This is a genomic window from Pseudomonas sp. SYWMCR5 (assembly GCF_057197165.1).
This window is the reverse complement of sequence record NZ_JBXUNH010000006.1, coordinates 16,303-35,772: the sequence shown is the minus strand read 5'-3', so window position 1 is coordinate 35,772 and position 19,470 is coordinate 16,303. Positions and strand designations below refer to the sequence as shown.

The 19,470-nt window shown below is 61.4% G+C and carries 17 protein-coding genes and 1 pseudogene; 6 read left to right on the top strand and 12 right to left on the bottom strand.

All coding sequences use genetic code 11. From position 1 onward, the window contains the following. Window positions 1-149: 149 nt before the first annotated feature. Together AC2CGW_RS16655 and hutC are read right to left on the bottom strand one after the other, a co-directional pair. Window positions 150-725 (bottom strand): HutD/Ves family protein, encoded by a 576-nt coding sequence (locus AC2CGW_RS16655; RefSeq protein WP_484574324.1) that lies wholly within the window; start codon window positions 723-725, stop codon window positions 150-152. Continuing rightward, window positions 722-1,432 (bottom strand): histidine utilization transcriptional repressor HutC, encoded by a 711-nt coding sequence (gene hutC / locus AC2CGW_RS16650; RefSeq protein WP_186666102.1) that lies wholly within the window; start codon window positions 1,430-1,432, stop codon window positions 722-724. Before hutC ends, AC2CGW_RS16655 begins: the two co-directional genes overlap by 4 nt. A 143-nt stretch (window positions 1,433-1,575) precedes the next feature. On the opposite strand from hutC, the gene AC2CGW_RS16645 reads away from it, so the two are divergent. Next, the gene (locus AC2CGW_RS16645) at window positions 1,576-2,940 is read left to right on the top strand and encodes a formimidoylglutamate deiminase (protein WP_484574323.1); all 1,365 of its coding nucleotides are present in this window, start codon (window positions 1,576-1,578) and stop codon (window positions 2,938-2,940) included. Between the two features lie 56 nt (window positions 2,941-2,996). Here the strand turns inward: AC2CGW_RS16645 and AC2CGW_RS16640 are convergent, their stop codons facing one another. Together AC2CGW_RS16640 and bamE are read right to left on the bottom strand one after the other, a co-directional pair. Then, entirely contained in the window at window positions 2,997-3,569 is a 573-nt protein-coding gene (locus AC2CGW_RS16640) for a lipocalin family protein (protein WP_186665756.1), read from the bottom strand. Further along, entirely contained in the window at window positions 3,566-3,820 is a 255-nt protein-coding gene (gene bamE / locus AC2CGW_RS16635) for an outer membrane protein assembly factor BamE domain-containing protein (protein ID WP_186721366.1), read from the bottom strand. The genes AC2CGW_RS16640 and bamE overlap by 4 nt, the downstream gene beginning before the upstream one ends. 21 nt (window positions 3,821-3,841) lie before the next feature. Between bamE and AC2CGW_RS16630 the strand changes: the two are divergent. Next, window positions 3,842-5,077: pseudogene (locus tag AC2CGW_RS16630) on the top strand (HAMP domain-containing protein); the annotation flags it as partial. A gap of 24 nt (window positions 5,078-5,101) precedes the next feature. Beyond that, window positions 5,102-5,932, top strand: a complete 831-nt coding sequence (locus tag AC2CGW_RS16625) for a methyl-accepting chemotaxis protein (RefSeq protein ID WP_426351717.1) — start codon at window positions 5,102-5,104, stop codon at window positions 5,930-5,932. Between the two features lie 52 nt (window positions 5,933-5,984). Here AC2CGW_RS16625 and AC2CGW_RS16620 read toward each other — a convergent pair whose 3' ends face one another. The 3 genes from AC2CGW_RS16620 to AC2CGW_RS16610 form a co-directional block, all read right to left on the bottom strand. Beyond that, window positions 5,985-6,581 (bottom strand): DUF924 family protein, encoded by a 597-nt coding sequence (locus AC2CGW_RS16620; protein WP_186665752.1) that lies wholly within the window; start codon window positions 6,579-6,581, stop codon window positions 5,985-5,987. Between the two features lie 3 nt (window positions 6,582-6,584). Beyond that, window positions 6,585-7,595, bottom strand: coding sequence for a class 1 fructose-bisphosphatase (locus tag AC2CGW_RS16615; protein ID WP_054895279.1), 1,011 nt, complete (start codon window positions 7,593-7,595; stop codon window positions 6,585-6,587). A 246-nt stretch (window positions 7,596-7,841) separates the two neighbouring features. Further along, window positions 7,842-10,292: a glycogen/starch/alpha-glucan phosphorylase gene (locus AC2CGW_RS16610; RefSeq protein WP_186665751.1), complete on the bottom strand. Its 2,451-nt coding sequence runs from the start codon at window positions 10,290-10,292 to the stop codon at window positions 7,842-7,844. Between the two features lie 187 nt (window positions 10,293-10,479). Between AC2CGW_RS16610 and AC2CGW_RS16605 the strand changes: the two genes are divergently transcribed. Next, window positions 10,480-10,884 (top strand): YkgJ family cysteine cluster protein, encoded by a 405-nt coding sequence (locus AC2CGW_RS16605; RefSeq protein ID WP_054895281.1) that lies wholly within the window; start codon window positions 10,480-10,482, stop codon window positions 10,882-10,884. A 203-nt stretch (window positions 10,885-11,087) separates the two neighbouring features. On the opposite strand, the gene AC2CGW_RS16600 is transcribed toward AC2CGW_RS16605, so the two are convergent. The 5 genes from AC2CGW_RS16600 to thiI form a co-directional block, all read right to left on the bottom strand. After that, a complete protein-coding gene (locus AC2CGW_RS16600; RefSeq protein WP_186665750.1) occupies window positions 11,088-11,636 on the bottom strand; it encodes a hypothetical protein in 549 nt (182 codons plus the stop codon). 38 nt (window positions 11,637-11,674) lie between these two features. Then, window positions 11,675-12,517: a hypothetical protein gene (locus AC2CGW_RS16595; RefSeq protein ID WP_484574322.1), complete on the bottom strand. Its 843-nt coding sequence runs from the start codon at window positions 12,515-12,517 to the stop codon at window positions 11,675-11,677. Between the two features lie 2 nt (window positions 12,518-12,519). Continuing rightward, on the bottom strand, window positions 12,520-13,107 hold the full coding sequence (locus AC2CGW_RS16590) for a 2OG-Fe(II) oxygenase (protein WP_484574321.1): 588 nt from the start codon (window positions 13,105-13,107) through the stop codon (window positions 12,520-12,522). Window positions 13,108-13,441: 334 nt separating this feature from the next. Continuing rightward, window positions 13,442-15,262 carry a translational GTPase TypA gene (gene typA / locus AC2CGW_RS16585; RefSeq protein WP_186665747.1) on the bottom strand — a complete coding sequence of 607 codons (1,821 nt, stop codon included), beginning with the start codon at window positions 15,260-15,262 and terminating at the stop codon, window positions 13,442-13,444. A 127-nt stretch (window positions 15,263-15,389) separates the two neighbouring features. Continuing rightward, window positions 15,390-16,844 (bottom strand): tRNA uracil 4-sulfurtransferase ThiI, encoded by a 1,455-nt coding sequence (gene thiI, locus AC2CGW_RS16580; RefSeq protein WP_484574320.1) that lies wholly within the window; start codon window positions 16,842-16,844, stop codon window positions 15,390-15,392. A gap of 480 nt (window positions 16,845-17,324) precedes the next feature. On the opposite strand from thiI, the gene glnA reads away from it, so the two are divergent. Further along, window positions 17,325-18,731 carry a glutamate--ammonia ligase gene (gene glnA / locus AC2CGW_RS16575; protein WP_063541420.1) on the top strand — a complete coding sequence of 469 codons (1,407 nt, stop codon included), beginning with the start codon at window positions 17,325-17,327 and terminating at the stop codon, window positions 18,729-18,731. A gap of 150 nt (window positions 18,732-18,881) precedes the next feature. After that, complete coding sequence (locus AC2CGW_RS16570; protein WP_484574319.1) at window positions 18,882-19,424, top strand: chorismate mutase; 543 nt, start codon at window positions 18,882-18,884, stop codon at window positions 19,422-19,424. Window positions 19,425-19,470 lie beyond the last annotated feature (46 nt).

The window sequence follows — 19,470 nt, the reverse complement described above, 5'->3', positions numbered from 1 at the left end:
GTAACAGGGTGCGCTGTTTGCGGGCGTTACCGGGTAACTGTTTTGCAGGGTTTTTGAGGGCCCTATCGCGGGACGAGCCCGCTCCTACAGGTCCAGGACAGCGCTGAATCTGTAGGAGCGGGCTCGTCCCGCGATAGGGCCCGCGAAACTCACACGTGGCGAGGGCTCAACTCGATAACGCAGCAGCGCCCCGATACCTCGACCTCGAGCAAGCCCGCGTTACCACTGAGCTGCAGGCAGTCATACAACCCAAGCCCCGACTCCTGCCCCTGGATCGCAACGTGCAAGTCCGCCTCGGCACTGAACACCAGCACGGTCTCGGCCGCACTGAACAGGCGGGTGCTAGCGGCAAACCACTGCAACCGCGCCCCGTACCGGTTCGGCGCATAGATCAGGTTGAAGTCGCGGATCGGGCCACCCTGCAGCGTGCAGGCCACCTGGCTCTCGCCACTGAACGCAAAGGCATCGAACAGTAGCAACGGCCGGCTTTCGTGACCGTCCACCGACAGGCGCATGCCATCGCCCTGCAGCACGGTGATGATCCGCTGGTAACCGGTGAAGCTGGAAAAGCCGCCGGAGGCCTCGATATCGGCGATCGACAGGCGCCAGCCGAACCCGTCCAGGCCAACGCCCGCATCGCGGGTGATCTCTTCGGTGGACCCACCACCGTTCTTCCAGGGCATGCGCGGATAATCGCGGGCACGCAACAACTGCAACTGGCTCATTTGCTGAAACGTCCTTCCAGGCGATGACGGGAACCGGGGTGAATCAAGCGCGCGGCGGTGACCGGCTGGCGGCCCGACCAGGTACGCCGGCGAATCAGCAGGCACGGCTCGCCACGCTCGATCTGCAGGAGCTTGCATTCGTCAGGCTCAGCCAGGATCGCTTCGACCACGTGCTCGCCTTCGGTCAGCGGGGCGACCTGGGACAGATAGGCGTAGGGCGTCTGCCGGGTGAAGTCCTGCTTGAGGTAGTCTGGCGCGATCAGTGCATTGACGTAGCGGTCCTCGATCTGCACCGGCACGCCGTTTTCGTAATGCACGATCAGCGAATGGAACACCCGCTGGCCTTCGCGCATGTCCAGCGCCAGGGCACGCTCGGAGCCGGCAGGCTCTTCGGCCAGAACGATCACCTGACAGCGGTGCTGATGCCCGCGCCCGGCGATCTCGTCGGCGATGTTGTTGACTTCGAACAGCGCCGAGCGGGTCTTGGGTTCGGCGACGAAAGTCCCGACGCCCTGCATGCGGACCAGCAGACCCTCGGCGGTCAGCTCGCGCAGGGCGCGGTTGATGGTCATGCGGCTGAAGCCCAGTTGGCTGACCAGCTCGCTTTCCGACGGGACGCGATGATGGGGCGGCCAGCTGCCGTTTTCGATCTGCTGGACGATCATCTGCTTGACCCGCGCATACAGCGGCGCCGGCCCTTCGCCCATCTGGGCCACCAGCGCGGAGACGGAAGGTGTCGGCACGGCTATGCATCCTTGTGCAATTTGATTGACGGTAGCTTGCCGCAGTTTACCCGGCAGGCAAACGTCTGTATATGTATATACAAATAACGATACAGGATGACCGAGTGATGTCCGCCTACTTCGCCGAACGTGCCCTGCTACCTTCAGGCTGGGCCAGCAATGTCCGCCTTGAGGTGTCCGCCGACGGGCGGCTCGAAAAAATAGACGCGAACGCCAGTGCCGAAGGCGCCGAGCGCCTGGCCGGCCCGCTGCTGCCGGGCATGCCCAACCTGCATTCCCACGCCTTCCAGCGCGCCATGGCAGGCCTGGCGGAGGTGGTCGGCAACCCCAACGACAGTTTCTGGACCTGGCGCGACCTGATGTACCGCCTGGTCGGCCTGATCACTCCCGAGCAGCTGCAGGTCATCGCCCGCCAGCTGTACATCGAGATGCTCAAGGCCGGCTACACCTCGGTGGCCGAATTCCACTACGTGCACCATGACAACACCGGCAAGCCCTACGCCGATCCCACCGAGCTGTCGCGCCAGATCAGCGCCGCGGCGCGCGCCAGCGGCATCGGCCTGACGCTGCTGCCGGTGCTGTACTCCCACTCCGGCTTCGGCGGCCAGGCACCGAACGAGGGCCAGCGGCGCTTCATCAACGCCACCGAGCAGTACCTGCGCCTGCAGCAACAGCTCAAGCCGCTGCTGGCCGCGCAACCCGCGCAGCACCTGGGCCTGTGCTTCCACTCGCTGCGCGCGGTCACGCCACAACAGATCGCCGAAGTGCTGGCCGCCAGCGACAAGGCATGCCCGGTGCACATCCACATCGCCGAGCAGCAGAAGGAAGTCAACGACTGCCTCAGCTGGAGCGGCCGTCGCCCGGTGCAATGGCTGTACGAGCACGTCGAGGTGGATTCGCGCTGGTGCCTGGTGCATGCAACCCACGTCGAGGCCGACGAAGTCAGCGCCATGGCCCGCAGCGGCGCGGTGGCAGGGCTGTGCCTGACCACCGAGGCCAACCTGGGCGATGGCATCTTCCCGGCCGTCGACTTCCTGGCCCAGGGCGGGCGCATGGGCATCGGCTCGGACAGCCATGTCTCGCTGAGCGTGGTCGAGGAACTGCGCTGGCTGGAGTATGGCCAGCGCCTGCGCGACCAGCGGCGCAACCGGCTATACCGCAGCGACCAGCCGATGGTCGGCCGTACCCTCTACGACGCGGCGCTGGCAGGCGGTGCGCAGGCCCTGGGGCAAGAGATTGGCGAGCTGGCGGTGGGCAAGCGTGCCGATTGGCTGGTGCTCGATGGGCAGGATCCGTACCTGGCGACCTCGAGCGGCGACGGCATCCTCAACCGCTGGCTGTTCGCCGGCAGCGACCGTCAGGTGCGTGATGTGATGGTCAACGGACAGTGGGTGGTGCGCCAGGGGCGACACGCGCTGGAAGAGCAAAGCGGGCAGGCCTTCGCAGCGGTATTGCGCACACTGCTGGGCTGAAAGCCAGCGCGATCACCTGCTTGATCGCGCCAAGCCTGGATCTGGAACCCGGCAACTCAATGCCGGGCAACGATTGCCTTGTCCGACACCCGCCAGATCAGCCGGCTGGTGTCATACCCCTGCTGGCGAGCCTTCGACAACAGATTCTCGCGCTCCCACGCCGGCAGGCTCGGGGTTCGCGACAGGATCCACAGGTACTTGCGGTTGGGGCTGCCGACAATCGCGGTACGGTAGTGATCGTCCACGTACAGGATCCAGTAGTCCGCCTTGGTCAGCCCCGGCACCAGGCGAGTGAACCAGTTGTCGAACTCCACCCACAACTTGTCGGTGCGCCCCGGCTCCTCGATGCCGGCGCGGCCCTCGGCGCGCAGCCATTCGTCACCTTCGGTACGGCAACGATTGAGCACGCCCAGGCTGCCATCGGGCCTGAGGTTGTAATGGGCTTCGGATTGCGCACAGCCTTCCTGGAAGCGCATCGGCAGGCGTGCCAGCTCGAACCACTTGCCCTGGTAGCGCTTGAGGTCGACGTTGCCAGCCGTCTTGGGCGCCAGCGAATCCACCGACGAGCTGGCACAACCGCCGAGCACCAGCGCAAGACCCAGCGCCAGCAACAGGTGCACGCGCTTCATTTGAGGCCCTGCCCGGAGTACATCAGCACTTTGTCAGCGGCGTACTGGACACTGATGAAACTCTTCTCGTCGCCCCAGGTGCAACTGCTCATGCCGAGTGCTCCGGAGCACTCCTTCGGCGAGCCGAGCAACTGCTCGACCTCGGCCTTGGTCATGCCGGCCTTGAGCTTGGAATAGTTTTCCTGGTTGATCTTGCTGCAGGCGGTCAGGACGACCAACAAGGACAACAGGGCGAGGGAACGCAACGACATGAAGGGCTCTCCTGGAGATGGATGCAACAGGCGAGACGGCCTGCAGAGAGCTTAGAAGCAAAAATGCCTCCCCGGTTCCCTGCTACCCCTGCTTTCGTACCATGCCGTTGGTCGGGTGCTGTCACAAAACGCTCATGGCTATTTCATCGCAGGCGACATAGCATTCAGCGATGTGGCCTTTTGCCGCACCCTCCTCCCGAAATGCCTGCGCAGACCTTGCACATGACAAAAAATCTCAAGTTCAGCCACAAGATCCTGGTGGCCGCCGCACTCGTGGTGGCCGTCGCCTTCGCCTGCTTCGTGCTGTTCAACGACTATCGCCAGCGCCAGTCGCTGCGCAGCGACACCGAAACCAACCTGCAAGCCCTGGGCAACCTGACCGCGGGCAACATCCGTACCTGGCTCGACAGCCGCATGCAACTGCTGCAGTCACTGGCCCAGCAGATCGCCGTGGACGGGCCGCAGAAGGCCAGCCTTGACCGCAGCCTGGCGCTGCCGGTGTATGCCAGCAACTTCCAGCTCACCTACTTCGGCGGCAAAGATGGCCGCATGCAATCGGTGCCGGTCGGCAATCGCGCCCCCGACTACGACCCGCGCGCCCGCGGCTGGTACAAGGCCGCCAGCGCCGCCAACCAGACCATCATCACCGAGCCCTATATCTCGGCGTCGGCCGGCAAGCTGGTGGTCACCCTCGCCACGCCCGTGCAGCAGGCCGGGCAACTGATCGGCGTCAGCGGCGTCGACACTGACCTGCAGACCATCAGCAACCTGGTCAATGCCCTGGACTTCGGCGGCAAGGGCCATGCCTTCATCGTCAACGGTGAAGGCAAGATCCTCATCCATCCAAAGGCCGACCTGGCGCTCAAGACCCTGGCCGACCTCTACCCCAACGCTACCCCGCGCATCGCCAAGGGCATGGCTGAAGTCGAAGCGGACGGACACAGCCAGTTCATCAGCTTCAGCCACGTCGATGGCGTGCCGGCGGACTGGTACGTCGCCCTGGTCCTGGATCAGGACGCCGCCTTCGCCATGCTGGGCGAACTGCGCACCTCGGCAGTGGTGGCAACGCTGATCGCGATAGTGGTGATCATCGCCCTGCTCGGCCTGTTGATCCGCGTGCTGATGGAGCCGCTGCATGTCATGGGCCGCGCGATGCGTGACATCGCCGAGGGCGAAGGCGACCTGACCCGGCGCCTGACCATCCACGGCCAGGACGAGTTCGGCAGCCTGGGGCAATCGTTCAACCGCTTCGTCGAGCGTATTCACGAGTCGATCCGCGAAGTGGCCTCGGCCACTGGCCAGGTCAACGCCGTGGCCAGCCAAGTGGTGAGTGCCTCCAACGCCTCCATCGAAAATGCCGACCAGCAGTCCAGCCGCACCAGCAGCGTGGCGGCGGCGATCAACCAGCTGGGCGCCGCAGCCCAGGAGATCGCCCAGAATGCCGCCCTCGCCTCGCAGCACTCCAGCGACGCCCGTGACCTGGCCGCGGAAGGCCAGCAGGTGGTTGGCCAGACCATCGATGTGATGAACAAGCTGTCGGCGCGGATCAGCGATTCGTGCGGCAACATCGAGACGCTCAACGCCCACACGGTGAACATCGGCCAGATTCTCGACGTGATCAGCGGCATCTCCCAGCAGACCAACCTGCTGGCGCTAAACGCCGCCATCGAGGCCGCGCGGGCCGGCGAGGCCGGGCGCGGCTTTGCCGTGGTGGCCGACGAAGTGCGCAACCTGGCGCACCGCACCCAGGAGTCGGCGCAGCAGGTGCAGGGGTTGATCGAGGAACTGCAGGCTGGCGCGCAAGTGGCGGTGAGCACCATGAACCAGAGCCAGCAGCACAGTGATCACAGCGTCGAGATCGCCAACCGCGCAGGTGACCGCCTGGGCAGCGTGACCCAACGTATCGGCGAGATCGACGGCATGAACCAGTCGGTGGCTACGGCGACCGAAGAGCAGACGTCAGTGGTCGAGTCGATCAATGTCGACATCACCGAGATCAATACGCTGAACCAGCAAGGGGTGCAGAACCTGCAGAGCACCTTGCGTGCCTGCAACGACCTGGAGCATCAGGTCGATCGGTTGAAGCAGTTGGTGGGGAGTTTCAGGATCTAAGGTTCGACGGCGCCTTCTTCGCGGGTAAACCCGCGAAGAAGGCTGCGCTGATTTAGAACCGGGAGCCCGGCTCCAGCAGAAAGTCCATCTCTTCACTGGTACTCGGCCGCCCCAGCAACAGATTGCGATGCGGGAAACGGCCGAACCGAGCGATCACCCGCTGGTGCTGCTCGGCATAGTCCAGGAAGCCTTCGAACAGGCGACGATTGGCCTCAGGCTGCTCGTCCAGCAACGTCCGGTAGCGCTCCACGCACAGGTTCTGCCAATCCAGCACCTCGGCGTGCTCCAGCACCAGCAGCACGAACACGCGCTGGATCGGCAGCAGCTGATAATCCCAGCCCTTCTGCAAACCCTGCATGGCCACCACCTGGGCACGCCGGTCGCCCTCGAAGGCGCGCGGCGTGTCGCGGTAGATCATGCGCGGCAACTGGTCGAGCAGGAGCAACAGACCAAGCCAGCCCTGCGGGCTTTGCTGCCACTCGTCGAGCCCACCGGCCAGGGCCTGTTCGACCAGATCGCCGAACAGTGCCTGGGCATCGGCATCGTGATGCTTGCCGAACCACTGCGTACTCTTCTCGTCAGCCACGGCCTGGGCACTGGTGCCCCAACCGAACCACCACTCCAGCAACGGCTGCCAAGGTGCGAGCATGACTTACTCCTTGTGATAGGCGGTGACGCGCTCGACCTCTTCCTTCGAGCCCAGAATCACCGACACACGCTGGTGCAGGCTCTCAGGCTTGATGTCGAGGATACGCTCGTAACCGTTGGTCGATGCGCCGCCAGCCTGCTCGATGATGAACGACATCGGGTTGGCTTCGTACATCAGGCGCAGCTTGCCCGGCTTGCTCGGCTCGCGAGCGTCGCGCGGGTACATGAACAGGCCGCCACGGGTCAGGATGCGGTGCACGTCGGCCACCATCGAGGCGATCCAGCGCATGTTGTAGTTCTTCTTCAGCGGCCCGGTCTCACCGGCCAGCAGCTCGCCCACGTAACGCTGCACCGGGGCTTCCCAGTGGCGCTGGTTGGACATGTTGATGGCGAATTCGGCGGTGGTTTCCGGCACGCGGATGTTTTCGTGGGTCAGGACGAAGCTGCCCAGTTCGCGGTCCAGGGTGAAGCCCTTGACGCCGTTGCCCAGGGTGAGGATCAGCATGGTCTGCGGGCCGTAGATCGCATAACCGGCGGCGACCTGCTGGGTGCCTGGTTGCAGGAAGGCGTTTTCGTTGAGGGTTTCGTTCTGGCTCAGGTATTCGTTCGGGCAACGCAGCACCGAGAAGATGGTGCCGACCGAGACGTTGACGTCGATGTTCGACGAACCGTCCAGCGGGTCGAAGACCAGCAGGTAGGCACCTTTGGGGTACTTGCCCGGGATCTGGTAGGCGTTGTCCATTTCTTCGGACGCCATGCCGGCCAGGTGGCCGCCCCACTCGTTGGCCTCGAGCAGGATGTCGTTGGAGATGACGTCGAGCTTCTTCTGCACTTCGCCTTGCACGTTTTCGGTGCCCATGCTGCCCAGCACGCCGCCCAGGGCGCCCTTGGACACGTGGTGGCTGATCTCCTTGCACGCGCGCGCCACCACTTCGATCAGGAAGCGCAGATCGGCAGGAGTGTTGTTGCTGCGGGTCTGCTCAATCAGATAGCGACTCAGGGTAACGCGGGACATGTATGGCTCCGAAGTGGAAAGGGGTAGAAAAACCCCCGCAGTTTACAGGGAGAGTGGCAGCCTAGCGAGCGAAGAGACTCGCCTGGCGGATCAGACGGTGGTTCGGGCGATGAGTTCAGGCAGTTGGTCGGCGGCGACCTGATCGCGGGGCAAGCCCGCTCCCACAGGCACCCCGCTGATCCCGAGACCAACGGTGCACCTGTGGGAGCGGGCTTGCCCCGCGATAGGGCCGGAACTGACACCCTGCTAATCCAACGCCTTCCATATCTCGGTGGCATATTCGCGAATGGTGCGGTCCGACGAGAACCAGCCCATCCGTGCGGTATTGAGCACCGCCATGCGCCACCACTCCTGCGGCGTATGCCACAGCTCCTCGACCCGCCGCTGGGCGTCCCAGTACGCATCGAAATCGGCGCACAGCAGGAAGCGGTCGTAGGCCACCAGGCCGTCGATCAGCCCGGCATAGCGCCCTGGATCATCCGGCGAGAACACCCCGCTGCGGATCGCCTGCAACACATCGCCCAGGCGCCCGGAGGCGGCCACGGCCGCCGCTGCACCAAAATCGCCCGCACGCTTGCGCGCCTCGACCTGCTGGGCGGTCAGGCCGAAGATGAACATGTTTTCCGCGCCGACCTGCTCGCACATCTCGACGTTGGCGCCGTCGAGGGTGCCGATGGTCAGCGCGCCGTTGAGGGCGAACTTCATGTTGCTGGTGCCGGACGCTTCGTACCCGGCAGTGGAGATCTGCTCGGAAAGGTCGGCCGCCGGGATGATGCTCTCGGCCAGGCTGACGTTGTAGTTGGGCAGGAACACCACCTTGAGCAGCCCGCGCACGGTGGGGTCGTTGTTGACCACCCGAGCGATGTCGTTGGTCAGCTTGATGATCAGCTTGGCCTGGTGATAGCTGGCTGCCGCCTTGCCGGCGAAGATCTTCACCCGCGGCGCCCACGGGGTGCCGGGGTCATTGCGCATGGCCTGGTACAGCGCGACGGTATGCAACAGGTTGAGCAACTGGCGCTTGTACTCGTGGATACGCTTGACCTGCACGTCGAACAACGCTTCGGGGTTGACCGTCACGCCGATGCGGTCCTGGATGATGCTCGCCAGTGCGCGCTTGCTATGCAGGCGCTGGGCGGCGAACTGCTTGCGGAAGGTGGCTTTCTCGGCGTGGGGCGCCAGCGCCTTGAGCTTGCCCTCCGGATCGTCCAGCACCTCGGCGCCCAGGGCGTCGACCAACATGCCGGTCAACTGCGGATTGGCCTGGTACAGCCAGCGGCGGAAGGTGATGCCGTTGGTCTTGTTGTTGATCCGCTGCGGATACAGCTTGTGCAGTTCGGCGAATACCGTGCTCTTCATCAGCTTGCTGTGCAGCGCCGACACGCCGTTGACGCTGTGCGAGCCGAGAAACGCCAGGTTGCCCATGCGCACACGGCGGCCGTTGTCCTCCTCGATCAGCGACACCGCGCGCAGCACGTCGAAGTCGTGCAGCCCTTTGGCCCGCAGCGCGTCGATGTGGTACGCGTTGATCAGGTAGATGATCTGCATGTGCCGCGGCAGCATGCGTTCCATCAGCGCCACAGGCCAGGTTTCCAGGGCCTCGGGCAGCAGGGTGTGGTTGGTGTAGGCCAAGGTGCCGACCGTCAGCTCCCAGGCCTTTTCCCAGGGAATGGCATGCTGGTCGACCAGCAGGCGCATCAGCTCGGCGACGGCGATCGAGGGGTGGGTGTCGTTGAGCTGGATCGCCGCCGAGTCCGGCAGGTTGAGCAGGTCATCGTGCATGTTCAGGTGACGTCGCAGCAGATCCTGCAGCGACGCGGAGACGAAGAAGTATTCCTGGCGCAGGCGCAATTCCTGCCCCGCTTCGGTGCTGTCCGCCGGGTAAAGCACCCGCGAGATGCTTTCGGCCCGCGCCACTTCGGCCACCGCCCCCAGGTGATCGCCGGCATTGAAGCGCTCCAGGTGCAACTCTTCGAGCGCCCGGGCGCGCCACAGGCGCAGGGTGTTGACGCTGGAGCCGCGCCAGCCGACCACGGGCGTGTCGTAGGCCACGGCACGCACGGTTTCGCCCGGCGTCCAGACCTGCCGGGCAACACCCTGGGCGTCGTGCAGCGTTTCGACACTGCCGCCAAAACTGATCGGATAGATCACCTCGGCGCGCTCGAACTCCCAGGGGTTGCCGAAGTCCAGCCAGTTTTCGGTCTGCTCCTGCTGCCAGCCATCGACGATGGCCTGGCGGAACAGCCCGTGCTCGTAGCGGATACCGTAGCCATGGGCAGCGATGCCGAGGGTCGACATGCTTTCCATGAAGCACGCCGCCAGCCGTCCCAGGCCGCCATTGCCCAGCGCGGCATCGGGCTCGAGCAGGCGGATGCGTTCAAGGTCCACGTCCAGCCCCTCGAGCGCTTCACGGGCGATCTCCAGATAGCCCAGGTTGCTCAGGCTGTCGTACAGCAGCCGGCCGATGAGGAACTCCAGGGAAAGGTAGTAGACCCGCTTCTGGCTGCGCCGGTAGGCCTGGCGGGTGTGGTCCATCCAGTGGTCGACCATGTGATCGCGGGCGGCCAGGGCGATGGCTTCGAACCAGTCATGGTCGAAGGCATGTTCCGGGTCCTTGCCGACCGCGTAGGTCAGTTTGTCCAGTACAGCGGCGCGAAAAGCGGCCACCTCGGCGTCACGAGCTTTGGGTTCCTGGGACATGCGGCATCCTCGGGCAAGTTGACGAATACGGAGGGAGATTGAAGAGACTAGACCCTTCGACAGGGAGTGACAGGCTACGGTTCGCAGTTTTCATGCCGCCTTGGCGATTCCGGCAAAAGGTTGTTCACAAATTGAACAACTCCGGTATGATCGCGCGCCCCAAGACCGTGATCCGCCCACTATTAAAATGAAACCGACCCTGATCGCCGCCGCCGAAGTCGACCGCCTGGAAACCTGGCAGCGCTACACCAGCAGCATGTGCCATGGCTGCCATTCGACCTGCTGTACCCTGCCTGTGGAGGTTAAGATCAAGGATCTGATCCGCATCGGCGTGGTGGACGAGTTCGAGAAGGACGAGCCGCCGAAGAACGTCGCCAAGCGCCTGCAGAAAGAAGGCATCATCGAGCGCTTCAACCAGAAGTCGGGCATTTTCACCCTGACCCGAATGAGCAACGACGATTGCATGTATCTGGACCGCAAGAGCCGGCTGTGCACCATTTATGACAAGCGCCCGGACACCTGCCGCAACCACCCCAAGGTCGGACCGCGGCCGGGGTATTGTGCATACAAGCCCAAGGTGGTTGGGCGATAGGCCTGTAGCGCCGGTTCGGGCCTCTTCGCGGGGCAAGCCCGCGAAGAGGCCGGCACGAACATAACGCAAGCTGCAGACAAACAAAAACGCCCCCGGCCTTTCGACCGGGGGCGTTTTCATTCAGCCTGAGCTAACTCAGTTCTTGGCTTTCTTGGCAGCGCGGGTACGCTCGCCTTCGTCGAGGATCTTCTTGCGCGAGCGGGTCATCCGGCCTGAAAAAGCTCGCGCCGATGACGCACAGCGATCACCAACATAGCGAGTGCGATGAGGATCGACACCAACCCCAACATCACCACTATGGCTCTTATCGATTTATTGTTCCAGGCGACAACCTGTCGGTGGAGCCGGTCATTGTAGAGAACCCGTCCGTCCAACGTAGCAAGTTCACGAACCATACTGCCTTCTTCCAGGCGCTCCACATTCAGGAGGACCTTGGAATTAATCCGTAAACCCGACTGCTCGTACAGCTTTTGGTAGAGATAGATAGGTTTTCCCTCTGTGACTCCATCCAACTTGTACGCAACGGCGAACCTCACGATCGAACGGTTGTGTTCCCAGCTACTTGGATAACCGGATACCCGCCCTTCAATAACCGTCTGTCTAGAGACATCAGGCATGCGGTAGACTTCCCACCCACTAAAATATAGTGCGGCACTGGCCACCAGACAAACCATGACAAGCAAAAGCAACTTAATACGCCTCAATGGAGGGGACGCCTTGAGTATCTTATAAAACTCGGCAAATGAAGCCATACGCCCCTCCATGGACAGCCACTTGATCTAGTCCATCATCAGTGATATTTATCGCCCCCTCCAAGACCCATGCCAGGTTGGATGATCTCAAAAGGACCAATATCAATACTCCAGCCTGGTGACTCAGGCACTGGAAAAATCAAAGGCCCTACCCCTATAGAATTACCGCTGGGTTCGACTACCTGACCAGGTCCAGCACCATTTTCAACATACCCACTCCCCCCACTACTCCCCATCACACCGTAAGTATGAGAATGATCACTACCGAGCAACACCACCTGAGTATCGGGATCCCAATTACTTACTGCAATCCGGCCCGAATAGGCTGCACTAATCTGCCCCAAAGATGCAAGCGTCAAATCCGGTGCCACCCAGTAATCTGGATAAACAGCACCTGGATCTGCAACGAAATATTTCTCCAGTACAGGTGACAACAACGAATCATACAAATTTTTCGCAGCATCACTCCCGACCACTCCCGCCACATTAGTAAAAACACCTACACCGGTCAAGACAACTGCAACAGGCCCAGAACCGGCCAATAAAGCAACACTTCCGACAACCCCTGCGACATTCCCAACCAAGCTCAATACATCTCCAGAATCAAATTTCTGATCCTGGCGATACTCTGCCGTAATTTTCAGCAACACAGTGGTCGCCGCTAACGTATTCGTCTTTATATTCAGAAACGGTGTGAACCCCGCCGTCAGCCTCACAATCGACGTAACGCCTGCGACCGCAGCACCTGTCTGGGCACTTTGGTTCACCAGGGAAAAGCCCTTCTTGTCACTGTTGTATTGATCTATAAGCGAGCTGGCCGCCGCGCCTGCACCGACGGGCGTATCGACATACCCTAAGATAATTTCGACTGATCGGGCCATGTTTACGACTCCCTGATCAGCGTCTTGAATGCGATGCTCATGCGCAGCCTATTGCAGCTCGCAGCCGGAGCCCGTGCTCCGTGCGGTATCTCTCCATTGAAAATGACAACTCTTCGAGGTTTGGGCTGAACTGACATGACGATGTTTTCCTTGTCATAGTCATAAAACATCAACTCCCCTCCCCAACAGGTAGCCCAGTGCTCACTACAGAACAGCATCACCGTTCGCCCAGGTGCCTCGGACGTATTGTCACGATGAATGGGACCATCCTGGCCACTTGTCTGTCCATTTGCATAGACACCTAGCAATACGGCAGACGGCATGTGCACTGCTTTTATACGTGCCCAGATATCCGCTAAGAACCCCCAATCCGCACGCTCACGCAGTTCCTGCTCACAATCTTCCAATTCATTCCTGCGAGTGCCAGCGATAAAGCTATGCCAACATGGGCGATCAAGTGCCGAATAAGGATAGGGCCACCCATAACGCCACAATGATTCGGTTAAAAGCTGCAAAACTTTTGCATGTTCCTGATCACCGACCCCATCGTCGATCACACAGATATCTTTATGGGTAATAACTCCAGTCATTTTTCTTCCTCATGCATACTCGACAAGAGATAGAAAAATAAAAGACTCATAGAGTTTCGCACACGAGGAAAAACACGCCTCGACAAAAAACCTGTCAGCCCCTAGGAAAGAAAAACACCTTGCTTTTCTATAACTTACCCACATCCAAGATTATTAACAGGAACGAAAATTTAAATCTCACGCTGGCGCGGGGCAATTTCCCACATAGAAAAGCAACGTTATCGTCCGCTGCCTCATATAAACCAACACTCCGATGACAGGAGTTCGATAACGCCACCAACAAAAACGCCCCCGGCCTTTCGACCGGGGGCGTTTTCATTCAGCCTGAGCTAACTCAGTTCTTGGCTTTCTTGGCAGCGCGGGTACGCTCGCCTTCGTCCAGGATCTTCTTGCGCAGACGGATCGACTTCGGTGTGACTTCGCACAGCTCGTCGTCCTGGATGAACTCCAGGGCCTGCTCGAGGGTGTGGCGAACCGGCGGAACCAGGGCGATGACTTCGTCCTTGCCCGAAGCACGCATGTTGTCGAGCTTCTTGCCTTTGGTCGGGTTCACGCCCAGGTCGTTGTCACGGCTGTTCAGGCCGATGATCTGACCGTTGTAGATCTCCTGGCCGTGCTCGACGAACAGCTTGCCGCGCGCCTGCAGGGTTTCCAGCGAGTAGGTCAGGGCCTTGCCGGTCTCGACCGAAACCAGAACACCGTTCAGACGGCCGGACATCTGGCCCGACTTCATGGTGTCGTAGCGATCAAAGATCGAGGTCAGGATGCCTGCACCGTTGGTCAGGGTCAGGAACTGGTTACGGAAACCGATCAGACCACGGGCCGGGATGTTGTACTCCAGGCGAACACGGCCTTTGCCATCCGGGACCATGTTGGTCAGGTCGCCCTTACGCAGACCCATCTCTTCCATGACCTTGCCCTGAGATTCTTCAGGGATGTCGATGGTGACGTTCTCGAACGGTTCCTGCTTCACGCCATCCACTTCGCGGATGATCACTTCAGGACGACCAACGGCCATCTCGAAGCCTTCGCGACGCATGGTTTCGATCAGAACCGACAGGTGCAGCTCACCACGGCCCGATACCTTGAACTTGTCAGGGGAATCGGTTTCCTGAACGCGCAGGGCTACGTTGTACAGCAGCTCCTTGTCCAGACGGTCCTTGATGTTGCGGCTGGTGACGAACTTGCCTTCTTTACCGCAGAACGGCGAGTCGTTGACCTGGAAGGTCATCGAAACGGTTGGCTCGTCGACGGTCAGCGGCTTCATCGCCTCTACCGCGTCCGGGGCGCACAGGGTGTCGGAGATGAACAGCTCGTCGAAACCGCTGATGCAGACGATGTCGCCAGCCTGGGCTTCTTCGACGTCGACGCGGTGCAGGCCGTGGTGGCCCATCAGCTTGAGGATACGGCCGTTGCGCTTCTTGCCGTTGGTGTCGATGGCGACAACCGGGGTGTTCGGCTTGACGCGACCACGGGCGATACGGCCAACGCCGATAACACCGAGGAAGCTGTTGTAGTCCAGAGCCGAGATCTGCATCTGGAACGGACCTTCACGGTCAACGTCCGGCGCAGGTACGTTGTCGACGATCGACTGGTACAGCGCGGTCATGTCCTCACCCATTTCGGTGTGGTCCAGACCGGCGATGCCGTTCAGGGCCGAGGCGTAGACGACTTTGAAGTCCAGCTGTTCGTCGGTGGCACCGAGGTTGTCGAACAGGTCGAAGATCTGGTCCAGAACCCAGTCAGGACGCGCGCCCGGACGGTCGACCTTGTTGATCACAACGATTGGCTTGAGGCCGGCTTCGAAGGCTTTCTTGGTTACGAAGCGGGTTTGCGGCATCGGGCCGTCCTGGGCATCGACCAGCAGCAGCACCGAGTCGACCATCGACATTACACGCTCTACCTCGCCACCGAAGTCGGCGTGGCCGGGGGTGTCGACGATGTTGATGTGGTAGCCGTTCCAGTTGATGGCGGTGTTCTTCGCCAGAATGGTAATGCCGCGCTCTTTTTCCTGGTCGTTGGAGTCCATGACGCGCTCGTCGTTGAGCTCGTTACGCTCCAGGGTGCCGGACTGGCGCAGGAGTTTGTCGACCAGGGTGGTTTTACCATGGTCAACGTGGGCGATGATGGCGATGTTACGCAGATTTTCGATCACAACTGTATCTCGTGCAGAGGATTCGGTTTGCCGCCAGTCTAGGCAGCCAATATGAAGGTAAAAGGCTCAGCGGGCCCGCAGGTCGGGAGGGCGATGGCGGATGCTGCCGCCATACAGCCCTGGCGTCTTATGCCGGACGATAAACACGCACATTGGCATGTCCCTCACTGAGCAGGTGGTGTGCGTGCAGACGGCTCATCACACCCTTGTCGCAATAAAGCAGGTACTGGCGGTTGGCATCGAGCTGCTTGAACTTGCTGTTGATCGCGTAGAACGGCAGTGCCTGGACTTCGACGCCGTCGATCTGCAGCGGTTCGTCTTCCTGGGCGTCAGGGTGACGAATGTCGATGATGATCTGGCCCGGCAGCGCCTCGGCCACTTCCTCGATCTCGATATCCTTGCCCAGCTCGTCGATCACGTGGTCGATGGAGATCAGCTTGGCGCGCTCTAGGGCGCGCTCGAGCACCGCCATGTCGAACTGCTTCTCTTCATGCTCCATGCGGTGGCGCTTGGCATGGGTGGTCGGGTTCACCGAGATCACGCCGCAGTACTCGGGCATGTGCTTGGCGAAATCGGCGGTGCCGATCTGGTAGGCGGTATCGATGATGTCCTGCTTGTGGCTGGCCAGCAGCGGGCGCAGCACCAGCTTGTCGGTGGCCGAATCGATGATCGCAAGGTTGGGCAGGGTCTGGCTGGAAACCTGCGAGATCGCCTCGCCGGTGACCAGGGCGTCGATTTCCAGGCGGTCAGCCATGCGCGCCGCGGCACGCAGCATCATGCGCTTGAGCGTCACGCCCATATAACTGTTGTCGACCTTGCCGAGAATCTCGCCGACCACTTCTTCGAACGGCACGCTGATGAACAGCACGCGCTGGCTGCTGCCGTATTTCTTCCACAGGTAGTGCGCGACTTCCATCACCCCCAGCTCGTGGGCACGGCCACCGAGGTTGAAGAAGCAGAAGTGGGTCATCAGGCCGCGGCGCATCATCTGGTAGGCGGCCACGGTGGAGTCGAAACCACCGGACATCAGCACCAGCGTCTGCTCCAGCGCACCCAACGGGTAGCCGCCGATGCCATTGTGCTGGTTGTGGATGACGTACAGGCGCTGATCGCGGATCTCGATACGCACCATCACTTCGGGGGTCTTCAGGTCGATGCCGGCGGCGCCGCACTGCTGGCGCAGCTGGCTGCCGACGTAGCGATCGACGTCCATCGAGGTGAAGTCGTGGTGGCCACCGCGCTTGCAGCGCACAGCGAAACGCTTGCCGGCCAGCAGGTGGCCGAAGTGCTGCCTGCATTTGTCGACGATGTCGTCGAAGTCGCCCAGCGGATATTCCTGCACCTGCAGGAAGTGGGTGATCCCTGGGGTGCAGGTCAGGCGTTCGATCATCTCGCGCTGGATCTTCTCGTCCTCGATGCGGGTGACCACTTCGAGGTTATCCCAGACACCATCGACCACGAGCTCCGGATCCAGATCCTTGAGCACGTTGCGGATGTTCTTGCCGAGCTGGCGGATGAAGCGCTTGCGCACCGGCCGGCTCTTGATGGTGATCTCTGGGAAGACTTTGACGATAAGTTTCATTGAGTTAACAGCGCGCCCGGGGCCTGCCGAAAATGAGGGGCGCGAATTATAGCGGAAATGGCTCGAGGTTTGAGCAACTTTTGATCAGAGGTTTGTTCGAGGGCTTTCGGGTGGGATTGATGGCGCTTGCAAAGGCCCTTTCGCGGGCAAGCCCGCTCCTACAGGATCTGCGCCCACCGGCAACCCCGTGGGAGCGGGCTTGCCCGCGAAGAGGCCCTCAAAAAACGCATCACGCACAAATAAGCGCACCAAAATGAAGCATTGTCGCAAGGAAATGCCTTTTATGAGTGCACAGCCTCACACCCTTCCCTCGCCAAACGCCCGCAAACGCCCATTTTCATGGCGCCATCGCCATTTTCGGGCACTGGCATGCAATTTGCTCCCTTGTGATGCAGGTAAGCTTGGCCGACTATCCGCGCCCGGCGACACCCTTTTTCCAGGGCAGCGGCCAAGCGCACCCTAGACCATCCGGAGGACAACATGTCGAAGTCGGTTCAACTCATCAAAGATCATGACGTCAAGTGGATTGATCTGCGTTTCACGGACACCAAAGGCAAACAGCACCACGTCACCATGCCGGCTCGCGATGCGCTGGATGAAGACTTCTTCGAAGCTGGCAAGATGTTCGACGGCTCCTCCATCGAGGGCTGGAAAGGCATCGAAGCTTCCGACATGATCCTGCTGCCGGACGACTCGTCCGCCGTGCTGGACCCGTTCACCGAAGAGCCGACCCTGATCCTGGTCTGCGACGTGATCGAGCCGTCCACCATGCAAGGCTACGACCGCGACCCACGCGCCATCGCCAAGCGTGCCGAAGAGTTCCTGAAGAGCACCGGCATCGGCGACACCGTGTTCGTCGGCCCGGAGCCTGAGTTCTTCATCTTCGACCAGGTGAAGTTCAAGTCGGACATCTCCGGCTCGATGTTCAAGATCTACTCCGAACAAGGCTCCTGGATGACCGACCAGGACGTCGAAGGCGGCAACAAGGGCCACCGCCCTGCCGTCAAAGGCGGCTACTTCCCGGTTCCGCCGTGCGACCACGACCACGAAATCCGTACTGCCATGTGCAACGCCATGGAAGAAATGGGCCTGGTCATCGAAGTTCACCACCACGAAGTGGCGACTGCCGGCCAGAACGAGATCGGTGTGAAGTTCAACACCCTGGTCACCAAGGCTGACGAAGTCCAGACCCTGAAGTACTGCGTGCACAACGTCGCCGACGCCTACGGCAAGACCGCAACCTTCATGCCGAAGCCGCTGTACGGCGACAACGGCTCGGGCATGCACGTTCACATGTCGATCTCCAAGGACGGCAAGAACACCTTCTCCGGCGAAGGCTATGCCGGCCTGTCCGACACCGCCCTGTACTTCATCGGCGGTATCATCAAGCACGGTAAGGCCCTGAACGGCTTCACCAACCCGGCCACCAACTCCTACAAGCGTCTGGTACCAGGCTTCGAAGCCCCGGTCATGCTGGCCTACTCGGCCCGTAACCGTTCGGCCTCGATCCGTATTCCTTACGTTTCCAGCCCGAAAGCCCGCCGCATCGAAGCGCGCTTCCCGGACCCGGCTGCCAACCCGTACCTGTGCTTCGCCGCACTGCTGATGGCCGGTCTGGACGGTATCCAGAACAAGATCCACCCAGGCGATGCCGCCGACAAGAACCTGTACGACCTGCCGCCTGAAGAGGCCAAGGAAATCCCACAGGTTTGCGGTAGCCTGAAAGAAGCCCTGGAAGAGCTGGACAAGGGCCGTGCGTTCCTGACCAAGGGCGGCGTGTTCTCCGACGACTTCATCGATGCCTACATCGAGCTGAAGTCCGAAGAAGAAATCAAGGTCCGTACCTTCGTTCACCCGCTGGAATACGACCTGTACTACAGCGTTTGATGCGCGCGGCGCTTGCGCCGTGACCGTCTAGAGAAACGGCCTCCTTCGGGAGGCCGTTTCTGTTTTTACACTCAAGCCATTCGGACGCATCCTACTGGTGCACCGAGCAGCATTGGCCACACTCGCATCTCCACCTGCCAGGAGATTCCCATGCACCCACTGCCACTTGCCCTGCTCTGCGTCATTGCCCTGTCCGGCTGCGTGAACGCCACCCCACCCGACACCACCTTCGACCCGCTGCTCGACAGCATCGAACAACGGCTGGATATCGCCCAGGCGGTCGCCCTGCATAAATGGGATCGCCAGCAGCCGGTGCAGGACAGCCCTCGCGAACGACAGGTGCTGTTGAACGTGAGCCAGCTTGCCCCCGAGCACGGGCTGGATCCGGCACGCGCCAGCCAGTTCTTCAGCGACCAGATAGAAGCCAACAAGCTCAGGCAGTACCACCTGCTCACGCAATGGCACCTGCTGCAAAAAGCCCCCGACATCCCACGCCAGGACCTCGCCAGCGAGATCCGTCCGCGCCTGGACCTGCTGCAAGGCCGACTGCTCGACGCCCTCGCCCGCTTCGACCAGGCGCCTCCCGCGCAGTGCGGCCACGCACTGGCCGAAGCCATTGCCTTGCGCTCCAGCGACGCCCCGCGTCGGCTGCTCCTCATCCGGGCCACCGCCAACCTCTGCCAACGCCCCTGAGGCCCTATGCTCTATATTGGTGCACAAAACCGCTGAACGCCCTGCA

Bases quoted from the DNA above. Each gene is read 5' to 3' on its own strand.
- AC2CGW_RS16570 (WP_484574319.1), top strand. From the start codon at position 18,882: ATGCACCCACTGCCACTTGCCCTGCTCTGCGTCATTGCCCTGTCCGGC.
- glnA (WP_063541420.1), top strand. From the start codon at position 17,325: ATGTCGAAGTCGGTTCAACTCATCAAAGATCATGACGTCAAGTGGATT.
- thiI (WP_484574320.1), bottom strand. From the start codon at position 16,844: ATGAAACTTATCGTCAAAGTCTTCCCAGAGATCACCATCAAGAGCCGG.
- AC2CGW_RS16600 (WP_186665750.1), bottom strand. From the start codon at position 11,636: ATGGCTTCATTTGCCGAGTTTTATAAGATACTCAAGGCGTCCCCTCCA.
- AC2CGW_RS16595 (WP_484574322.1), bottom strand. From the start codon at position 12,517: ATGGCCCGATCAGTCGAAATTATCTTAGGGTATGTCGATACGCCCGTC.
- bamE (WP_186721366.1), bottom strand. From the start codon at position 3,820: ATGTCGTTGCGTTCCCTCGCCCTGTTGTCCTTGTTGGTCGTCCTGACC.
- AC2CGW_RS16590 (WP_484574321.1), bottom strand. From the start codon at position 13,107: ATGACTGGAGTTATTACCCATAAAGATATCTGTGTGATCGACGATGGG.
- AC2CGW_RS16640 (WP_186665756.1), bottom strand. From the start codon at position 3,569: ATGAAGCGCGTGCACCTGTTGCTGGCGCTGGGTCTTGCGCTGGTGCTC.
- AC2CGW_RS16645 (WP_484574323.1), top strand. From the start codon at position 1,576: ATGTCCGCCTACTTCGCCGAACGTGCCCTGCTACCTTCAGGCTGGGCC.
- AC2CGW_RS16605 (WP_054895281.1), top strand. From the start codon at position 10,480: ATGAAACCGACCCTGATCGCCGCCGCCGAAGTCGACCGCCTGGAAACC.
- AC2CGW_RS16620 (WP_186665752.1), bottom strand. From the start codon at position 6,581: ATGCTCGCACCTTGGCAGCCGTTGCTGGAGTGGTGGTTCGGTTGGGGC.
- AC2CGW_RS16610 (WP_186665751.1), bottom strand. From the start codon at position 10,292: ATGTCCCAGGAACCCAAAGCTCGTGACGCCGAGGTGGCCGCTTTTCGC.
- AC2CGW_RS16655 (WP_484574324.1), bottom strand. From the start codon at position 725: ATGAGCCAGTTGCAGTTGTTGCGTGCCCGCGATTATCCGCGCATGCCC.
- AC2CGW_RS16615 (WP_054895279.1), bottom strand. From the start codon at position 7,595: ATGTCCCGCGTTACCCTGAGTCGCTATCTGATTGAGCAGACCCGCAGC.
- hutC (WP_186666102.1), bottom strand. From the start codon at position 1,432: ATGGGCGAAGGGCCGGCGCCGCTGTATGCGCGGGTCAAGCAGATGATC.